Annotated in this window: 6 protein-coding genes; 2 read left to right on the top strand and 4 right to left on the bottom strand. The window is 66.6% G+C overall.

Going from position 1 to position 8,408, the window contains the following annotated elements; translation table 11 throughout:
• The first annotated feature begins 6 nt into the window (after positions 1 to 6).
• Positions 7 to 450 carry a hypothetical protein gene (locus BRAO375_RS11160; protein ID WP_009027580.1) on the top strand — a complete coding sequence of 148 codons (444 nt, stop codon included), beginning with the start codon at positions 7 to 9 and terminating at the stop codon, positions 448 to 450.
• Between the two features lie 22 nt (positions 451 to 472).
• Here BRAO375_RS11160 and BRAO375_RS11165 read toward each other — a convergent pair whose 3' ends face one another.
• The 3 genes from BRAO375_RS11165 to BRAO375_RS11175 all read right to left on the bottom strand — a co-directional run bounded on the left by BRAO375_RS11165 (position 473) and on the right by BRAO375_RS11175 (position 4,811).
• Entirely contained in the window at positions 473 to 2,785 is a 2,313-nt protein-coding gene (locus BRAO375_RS11165; RefSeq protein WP_009027581.1) for a cation:proton antiporter domain-containing protein, read from the bottom strand.
• Positions 2,786 to 3,001: 216 nt separating this feature from the next.
• On the bottom strand, positions 3,002 to 3,295 hold the full coding sequence (locus tag BRAO375_RS11170) for a hypothetical protein (protein ID WP_009027582.1): 294 nt from the start codon (positions 3,293 to 3,295) through the stop codon (positions 3,002 to 3,004).
• Between the two features lie 70 nt (positions 3,296 to 3,365).
• Positions 3,366 to 4,811 carry a cryptochrome/photolyase family protein gene (locus BRAO375_RS11175; protein WP_175345314.1) on the bottom strand — a complete coding sequence of 482 codons (1,446 nt, stop codon included), beginning with the start codon at positions 4,809 to 4,811 and terminating at the stop codon, positions 3,366 to 3,368.
• Positions 4,812 to 4,936: 125 nt separating this feature from the next.
• Here BRAO375_RS11175 and BRAO375_RS11180 point away from each other — a divergent pair, with 125 nt between their 5' ends.
• Positions 4,937 to 6,640, top strand: a complete 1,704-nt coding sequence (locus BRAO375_RS11180) for a methyl-accepting chemotaxis protein (RefSeq protein WP_009027584.1) — start codon at positions 4,937 to 4,939, stop codon at positions 6,638 to 6,640.
• Between the two features lie 248 nt (positions 6,641 to 6,888).
• Here BRAO375_RS11180 and BRAO375_RS11185 read toward each other — a convergent pair whose 3' ends face one another.
• Entirely contained in the window at positions 6,889 to 8,193 is a 1,305-nt protein-coding gene (locus BRAO375_RS11185; protein ID WP_009027585.1) for a TRAP transporter large permease, read from the bottom strand.
• Between the last annotated feature and the right edge of the window lie 215 nt (positions 8,194 to 8,408).

Here is an 8,408-nt window from a genome sequence, read left to right on the forward strand (position 1 = left end):
CAATCCATGAAACGCCTGATCCCATGCGTCGTGCTTTCGCTGATCGCCGCGACACCGGCGCATGCGGATCTGCACATCACGCGCGATCATGGCGGGTATATCGAAGAGTACAAGGCCAAGTACAGGCACATCCGCGACACGCGTCAGCGGGTCATCATCGACGGCATCTGCAACTCGGCCTGCACGCTGGTGTTCGGCATCGTGCCGCTGAACAAGATCTGCGTCACGCCGAAGGCGAGTATCGGGTTCCACCAGGCCTATTACGACAAGGCGTTCACGTTTGGCATCAAGGTCACCAGCCTGGAGGGGACGTCCGAGCTGATGTCGTTCTATCCCGAGACGGTGAAGTCCTGGATTCGTCGCAACGGCGGGCTCACGACCGAGATGAAGAAGATCACGAACGGCGTCGAGCTCTGGAAGATCGTCGACCCCTGTCCGGATTCCTGGTGAGGACGGCACTCTCGGCACGCGATCAGGGATCATTGCGGCGCGCCGTGGTGGACATTCCGGCCGATACGACCAGCAACGGCACCTTCGAATTGGCAAGCACCGCGGCGATCATGGCGCCGAAGTCGAGCGTCGGGCCCTGGAGCCGGTCGACGCCGAGGACGATCAGGTCAGCTCCGATCCGGGCCGCCTCGTCCAGGATCGCGACGTCCGGCGCCGTCGCGGCAGTGCTCGTCGTCACCTGGAGGTCATATCGCCGGGCCGCGGTCGCATTGTCGCTGAGAACCTGATTGGCACGGTCCTGCTCCTCGGCGGATCGCTCGCCGCTGCCGCTGCCCCGCGTGGTCGACACATAGAGCAGGTGGAGCGCGGCATGCTGCGCATGCGCGAGGGCAATCGCGACCTGCGCGCCGCCCCGGGAGACGCCGCGGCCTGAGACAGGGACCAGGATGCGGATGTTGGGCTGCTGCGCCGGTTCGCCGGACGCGTTCGCGGCCGTGAAAGCCAGCCCAAGCGGGCCTTCAAAACCCGAGGCGATCTCCTGGCAGGCCGGACTGAACTTGCCGTCGGACATGAGCCCTTGCTCGATGCCGATCAACATCAGGTCGAAGCCTTTGCGCGCCTCTTCCTCGACCGCCTCATGCAGCCCGACTGCCGGCGCACGCGTGGTCACATCGACATCCCCGTCGGTCTGGGTCCGCCGCGCACCTTGCTGGGCGGCGTCCTTGACGACGGCCTCGGAGCGCGAGGGACCGTCAGCCTCGACCGGCGGCTGGACCGCGTGCCGGAGGCGTCCCACGTCGATGACCGTCACGGGGCGTCCACCCGGGCCGGCGAGCAGGCCAGCGATCCGCGCAGCGAGACGTCCGCTGTTGCTGTCATCGGCCGCCAGCAGCAGCCGCTCGAGGCTGCCCATGAAGCCGGTGCGCTCATAGGCCTCGCGCTCGAGCCGGGCCTGCTCGGAGCGATCAGGTGGCAGCCGGCGCAGCGCGGCCCGCAGCATCGGCGGCATCGCCAGCGTGGTGAGGACCGCCATGGTCACGATCATCGTGAACAAGGGCTGGCTCAGCACGCCCATCGACAGGCCGATAGAGGCGATGATGACCTCGGTCGACCCGCGCGCATTCATGCCACTGGCGAGCGCCAGCGATTCGTCCCGCGTGAGCCCGCCCAGCGTCCCGCCGGCCAGCGCGCCAGCGAATTTGCCGAGGCTTGCGACCACCACGAGGCCAGCGGTGAACAGCAGCAGGTCGGGCGTGCGGAGCTGGGTGAGATCGGTGCCGAGGCCGGCCAGGCCGAAGAACACCGGCATGAACAGGCTGGTGATCAGGCCGCGCAGTCGCTCGTCGATCTGCCGCGTCAGGATCGGGGACTCTCCGACCAGCACGCCGGTGACGAAGGCGCCGAGCACCGTGTGCACGCCGATCAGATGCGTGATCAGGGCCATGATGCTCATCAGCAGCAGGATGACTGTGACAACGGGGGAGGCGCTGACCAGGTGATCGTTGGCCAGGCGGATCAGGATGGACACCAGGCGCCGTCCGATCGTGAAGCTGAAGCTCAGGAACAGCAATGTGCCGACGACGGACTGCGCGATGCCGCGCAGGTCGAGGCTGCCGCGGGAGGCGAGGCTGAAGATCACGGCAATGATGATCCAGCCGAGCGTGTCGTCGATGATCGCCGAGGCCACGATGATCTGGCCGACATTGCGGCGCATGAAGTTCATCTCGCGCACCACGACGGCGACGATCTTGACCGACGAGATCGACAGCGCCGTGCCGAGGAACAGCGACGCCACGAGCCGCGCCTCCGGATGCGGCAGCAGTGTCTGCGGCATCCACTGGCCGAGCGCGAAGCCGCAGGCGAACGGGAGGGCGATGCCGAAGACCGAGATCGTCACGGCCGGGCGGCCGACCTGCCGCACCAGTTTCAGGTCGACCTCCATGCCGGTGAGCAGCAGGAGCAGCAGGATGCCGAATTGTGCCAGGCCCTCGATCATCGCCGTCTGGGCCGGCTCGTGCGGAAAGATCGCGGCCTGGGCGGAGGGCCACAACCAGCCGAGCAGCGAAGGCCCGAGCATCAGCCCGCCCAGCAATTCGCCGAGCACCGAGGGCTGGCCGACGCGCTGCATCAGCTCGCCGAGGCCGCGGCCGACGCCGATCAGCAACGCGACCTGCACCAGCAGCAGAACCTCGGAGCCGTGACTGCCTGCGGCAGCCTCGGCATGGGCGGCAGAGGCGGACAAGGCGATGATCAGGCCACCGCAGGCGATTGACCGCCGCCACCGTCCGAGGAGCCGGCGCTGCTCTGGCCGGCATCCGCTCCGCGCTAGCCTCATCGGCACCTCAGCGTCGCATCTCCCATCATCTTGGGAGAAGCTAAGGCGCCCGCGACAGATATGTTCCCGGCCGGCCGTCAGATGGGCGCGGCAGCAAGCCCGAACAAACGCACGAAACAATCCAGCGCCAGATCGTCCCCACTACCGGGCACTGGATTGTTTCGCCGAGACCATCAGGACAGGTGAGAACCCAACCCTCGGTCCCGATCAAGCAGGTTAGCGCTTGGCCTTCTTCGTCTTCTTGGCCGCTTTCTTGGTGGCCTTCTTCGCGGTCTTCTTCGCCGCCTTCTTCACGGTCTTCTTTGCAGTCTTCTTGGCCGACTTCTTGGTCGCAACCTTCTTGGCCTTGGCAGCGGCCCGCTTCGGTGCGGCCTTCTTCGCGGCCTTCTTGGCCGGCTTCTTGGCAGCCCGCTTCGCCTTCGGCGCTGCGGCAGTGATCGGATCGGCCGGAGCCTCGGGCGGCGTGCCCGGTGCGGCGACGGTCGGGTCGGTCAGTGTGGTGTCGTCCATATCGGTCCCCCGATGTGTTGGAAACCCTACGACGATAGCTGGATTCTCCCAGCTGTCAAAGCGAGCGCAACTAATCACTTGTGCGCAAGCTCGCATACGCCGCCAGCGCACGCTCTCGCCCGTGCTTGTGATCGACGATCGGCGCGGGGTAGGAGCGGCCGAGCGTAACGCCGGCCTCGGCGAGCTCGAGCGGCTTTGCCGCCCAGGGTTGGTGGATCAGCCCCGCAGGAAGGCGCGACAGCTCGGGAACCCAACGCCGCACGTAGCTGCCATTGGCATCGAACTTCTCGCCCTGCAGCACGGGGTTGAAGACGCGGAAATAGGGCGCGGCATCCGCACCGGAGCCGGCGACCCATTGCCAGCTCGCCGGGTTGCTGCCGGCGTCCGCGTCGACCAGGGTGTCCCAGAACCATTGTTCGCCCTGCCGCCAGTCGATCAGCAGATGCTTGACCAGCAGCGAGGCGGCCACCATACGGACGCGGTTATGCATGCTGCCGGTGTGCCACAGCTCGCGCATCCCGGCGTCGACGATCGGATAGCCGGTCTGCCCTCGCTGCCAGGCGGCGAGCGCGGCATCGTCCTGCGTCCAGGGAAACGGATCGAACGACGGTTGCAGATTGCGGGTGGCGAGGTCGGGATTGTTGTAAAGCAGGTGGCGGCTGAACTCGCGCCAGCCGACCTCGCTCAGGAATTTGTCGATCCCCTTGGCTAGCGCCGGGCGCTCTTCCGCGGCGAAACGGGCCGCGTGCCAGATCTGCCGCGGGCTGATTTCGCCAAACCGTAAATGCGGCGACAGCCGTGAGGTGGCGTCGATGTCGGGGCGGTCGCGATCGGCGGCGTAGCTGCTGACGGCACTCTCGAGGAAGCCGCGGAGCCGCTGCTGCGCGGTGCGCTCGCCGGGCTGCCACGTGGTGCGCAGGCCGCCCGCCCAATCCGGCCTGGTCGGCTCCAGCGCCAGCTCATGGATACCGAGGCTGGCGATGCCGGCGACCGGCGGCAGCCTGACCGGCGTCGGCAGCGGCTTCGCCGGATCGCCGAGCGCCAGCACGCGCTTCCAGAACGGGGTGAACACGCGCGGGCCGCGCCCATCCTTGCCGCTCATGGTTGCCGGATCGACCAGGAGGTCGTCCGGAAACACACGCGACGCGACGCCGATGTCGCCGAGGCCTGCCTCGACGGAAGCGGCCACCCCGCGCGGTCCGGCCTGAGCGACATCGTTCCAGTACACGGCGCCGGCCTCGGTTTCGCGCGCGAGCTGGCCGAGCACTTTCGCGGCCGGCCCACGGCGGATCACCAGGTCGGTGCCGAGCGCCTGCAGCTCAGCCCGGAGCGCGCGCAACGATTGCGCCAGCCACCATTGCGTTGCTCCGCCGAGTTGTCGAAGCCCGGGACTCTCCTGATCGTAGATGTAACTACAAACGACCGGTCCACCGGTCTGGGCAGCGGCATACAACGCCGGGTGGTCGGATAGTCGAAGGCTCTCGCGAAACCATACGATGATGGGGGTGGGAGACATTGCGCAGGTATCTTGTTGCTGCTTTTCCGGCGATGTCAGTATTCTTCCGGCCGGAAAATAATTGGATAGAAACCAAATACGGGCACTTTGAGATTCAGTTGCAGTTCCCTCGGAAGGTTTCTGACGTGTCCGTCAAATTGAAGCTCAGCACCAAGGCGTTGGTCGGTGCCGTCGTCGTCATCGCGCTGAACACGGCGCTCGTGGTCGGTGCCGCCTATTGGTCCCTCACCAACGATTTCGCCGATCGCGCCAAACGCGACATCGAAGGCAATCTGCGCACCTTCGCGCTGACCTTCAACGAGACGTTCAAGGACGCCAAGGTCAACGTGCAGAACGGCACGGTCACGCGCATCGAGATCCCGGCGATACCGGAGATCAAGGATCACGCCATCGTCGACCGCGCGGTGTCCTATGTCGGCGGCAGCGCAACGCTGTTTGTTGTCGACGACAACGGCCAGTTCGTGCGCCGCTCGACCAACGTCAAGAAGGAGAACGGCGACCGCGCCGTCGGCACGCAGCTCGCCGCGGATCATCCCGCGCAGGCGCTGCTGCGCCGTGGCGAGGCCTATAAAGGGCCGGCTGTGTTGTTCGGCAAGCCGTTCATGACAGCCTATTTCCCCATTACCAATCCCGCGGCCAAGGTGATCGGCATTCTCTATGTCGGCGTGCCCATGGCGGAACTCGATGCCATGCTGTCGCAGGCCATGCAGACCATGATCATCGCCGCGGTCGTGGCTGCGCTGCTCGTGCTCGGGCTGACGATGCTGGCCGTGAGCCGCGTCACCAAGCCGCTGAGCGCGGTGACCGAGGCGCTGACTGCGATCGCCGAGGGACGCGAGAACGTCGAGATCAAGTCGGACGAGCGCGGCGACGAGATCGGCGAGATCGCGCGCAGCCTGGTCGTGTTTCGCAGCGCCGCCAGCGAGCGGCGTCGGATGCGCGAGGAGCAGGCGGCGTCGGCAACCGCGGCCGTCGAGCAGCGCAAGGCCGAGTTGCAGCGCTTCGTCGACTCGTTCCAGGCCAGCATCGGCGGTATCATCGAGAACGTGCTGACCTCGTCGAGCGAGTTCGAGCGCGAGGCGCGCCAGCTGACCCAGGCCGCGCGCACCACGGCCGACCTCTCGGGACAGTCGGCCGGCGCCTCCGAAACCGCCTCCGAGCACGTCCGCACGGCCGCGGCCGCCTCCGACGAACTGTCCGGCTCGATCGCCGAGATCATCCGCCGCGTGCAGGAATCCAACGCGATCGCTGCCGAAGCGGTCAACCAGGCCACCGCGACCGACCAGCGCATCAAGGAGCTGTCCGACGCCGGCAACCGCATCGGCGACGTTGTCAAGCTGATCACCTCGATCGCCGAGCAGACCAATTTGCTGGCGCTCAACGCCACCATCGAGGCCGCGCGCGCCGGCGACGCCGGCCGCGGCTTCGCGGTCGTCGCCCAGGAGGTCAAGACGCTCGCCGGGCAGACCGCCAAGGCGACCGAGGAGATCTCGAGCCAGATCGCCAACATGCAGACCGTGACGCAGGAATCGGTCGACGCCATCAAGGCGATCGGGTCCACGATCGAGCGCATCAACGAGATCGCCGCGTCGATCTCGGCCGCAGTCGAGCAGCAGCGCGCCGCCACCCAGAACATCACCCAGAGCGTCCGCTCGGCCGCGAGCGGCACCGCCGAGGTCGTCAACAACATTCGCAGCGCGGCGCGCGGGGCAGGCGAGACCGGCGAAAGCTCCAACCGGATGTTCGCCTCGGCCCAGGCGCTGTCCAGCGAGAGCCTGCGGCTGAAGGGCGAGGTGCAGAAGTTTCTCGACGGCATGCGCGCAGCCTGACCCGGCCGCTCGCATCGCGCGGACGCCAACTCGGTCGTCATTCCGGGGCGCGCGAAGCGCGAGCCCGGAATCCATCACCACGACTGGCCGTCTGTTCGAAGACCGACGCCGTCCCCGTCTCGCTGCACCGTCACCTTTCGTGGTTATGGATTCCGGGTTCATTCGCGCTGCTTCAAAACGGCTTCGCCGTTTTGCGCGCGAATGCCCCGGAATGACGGCGTGGAAAGATCTCGTCGACGTCACATGGATCACCCGTAGAGCAGTCGCGGCAGGATCGTCACGATGCCAGGAAACAACGTGAGCAGCAGCACGAAGGCGACCATGATGGCGAGATAGGGGGCGGTCACGCGGGCGATGTAGCCGAGGCCGTCCTCCGTCAGGCCCTGGATGACGAACAAATTGAAGCCGACCGGCGGCGTGATCTGGGCCATCTCGACGGCAAGCACCAGGAAGATTCCGAACCACACCTCGTCGAAGCCGGCGCCCTTCACGATCGGCAGCACGATCGGCAGGGTCATCACGATCATCGAGAAGCCGTCGAGGAAGCAGCCGAGGATCAGATAGAACACGATCAGGACCGTGATCAGCATGAACGGCGACAGGCCGAGGCCCTTGACGAAGGCCGCCACCGCCTGGGGGATGCCGAGGAACGCCGCGGCATTGCCGAGGATCGAGGCGCCGAGCACGATCAGCGCGATCATCGAGCAGGTGATGACCGAGCCGATCATCACGTCGCGGATGACCTGCTGAGATAGAGCTCCCTGGAAAAAGGCGACCAACGCCGCGCCGAGCACGCCGACGGCGGCGGCTTCCGAGGGCGTGGCAAGGCCGCCATACATCGAGCCGAGCACACAGGCGATCAGGAACAGGGCCGGCGCCAGGTCCTTCAGCGCAGCGAAGCGCTCGGCCCAGGGCACCTGCGACAGCTGCGCCTCCGCCTTCGGCACCATTTCCGTCTTGAGGGTCGTGTGCAGCATCACCCAGCCCATGAAGGTCGCGGCGAGCAGCAGGCCCGGCAGCACGCCGGCGGTGAACAGCTTCAGGATCGAGACGTCGCCGAGAACGCCATAGATGATCATGATGTTCGACGGCGGGATCAGGAAGCCGAGCGTACCGGCGCCGGCGAGCGAGCCGATCGCGATGTCCCGTGAGTAGCCGCGGCGCAACAGCTCGTTGAGCGACATCCGGCCGATCACCTGCGTGGTCGCCGCCGACGAGCCGGAGATCGCCGCGAAGATGGTGCAGCCGATGACGTTGACGTGGATCAGGCGGCCCGGAAGCAGTCCGACCCAGGGGGCGAGGCCCTGGAACAGCGAGCGCGACAGGCGGGTGCGAAACAACAGCTCGCCCATTAGGATGAACAGCGGCAACGCCAGCAGCTCCTGGGTGGTCAGGATGTTCCAGGCATATTGCGGGAGCAGCTTGTCGAGCGGAATCGAGCGGAACATCGCCAGCAGCAAGGTCGCGGTAAAGGCCAGCGTGAGCCCGATCCACAGGCCACCGGCCAATAGCGCGAACAGGATGGCGAAGAGGGCGATGACTTCGATGGTCATGGGATGGGAGAGTCCGCGGTGAGGAGGACGGGCGGGAGGGCGGAAGAGGGGCCGGGGTGGGGAGCCCATATGTGCGAAGCGGGCACGACGTTTGACGATCGAGGTTTTGAGCTCGCCTGCTTCCAAGGCGTCATGGCCGGGCCTGTCCCGGCCATCCACGTCGTCCGGCATCCTGAGGACGACGTGGATGCCCGGGACAGGCCCGGGCATGACGG

It is taken from the genome of Bradyrhizobium sp. ORS 375, from assembly GCF_000239775.1.
In the GTDB taxonomy this organism is placed as follows: Bacteria; Pseudomonadota; Alphaproteobacteria; order Rhizobiales; family Xanthobacteraceae; genus Bradyrhizobium.

Bases quoted from the DNA above. Each gene is read 5' to 3' on its own strand.
- BRAO375_RS11185 (WP_009027585.1), bottom strand. From the start codon at position 8,193: ATGACCATCGAAGTCATCGCCCTCTTCGCCATCCTGTTCGCGCTATTG.
- BRAO375_RS11175 (WP_175345314.1), bottom strand. From the start codon at position 4,811: ATGTCTCCCACCCCCATCATCGTATGGTTTCGCGAGAGCCTTCGACTA.
- BRAO375_RS11170 (WP_009027582.1), bottom strand. From the start codon at position 3,295: ATGGACGACACCACACTGACCGACCCGACCGTCGCCGCACCGGGCACG.
- BRAO375_RS11165 (WP_009027581.1), bottom strand. From the start codon at position 2,785: ATGAGGCTAGCGCGGAGCGGATGCCGGCCAGAGCAGCGCCGGCTCCTC.
- BRAO375_RS11160 (WP_009027580.1), top strand. From the start codon at position 7: ATGAAACGCCTGATCCCATGCGTCGTGCTTTCGCTGATCGCCGCGACA.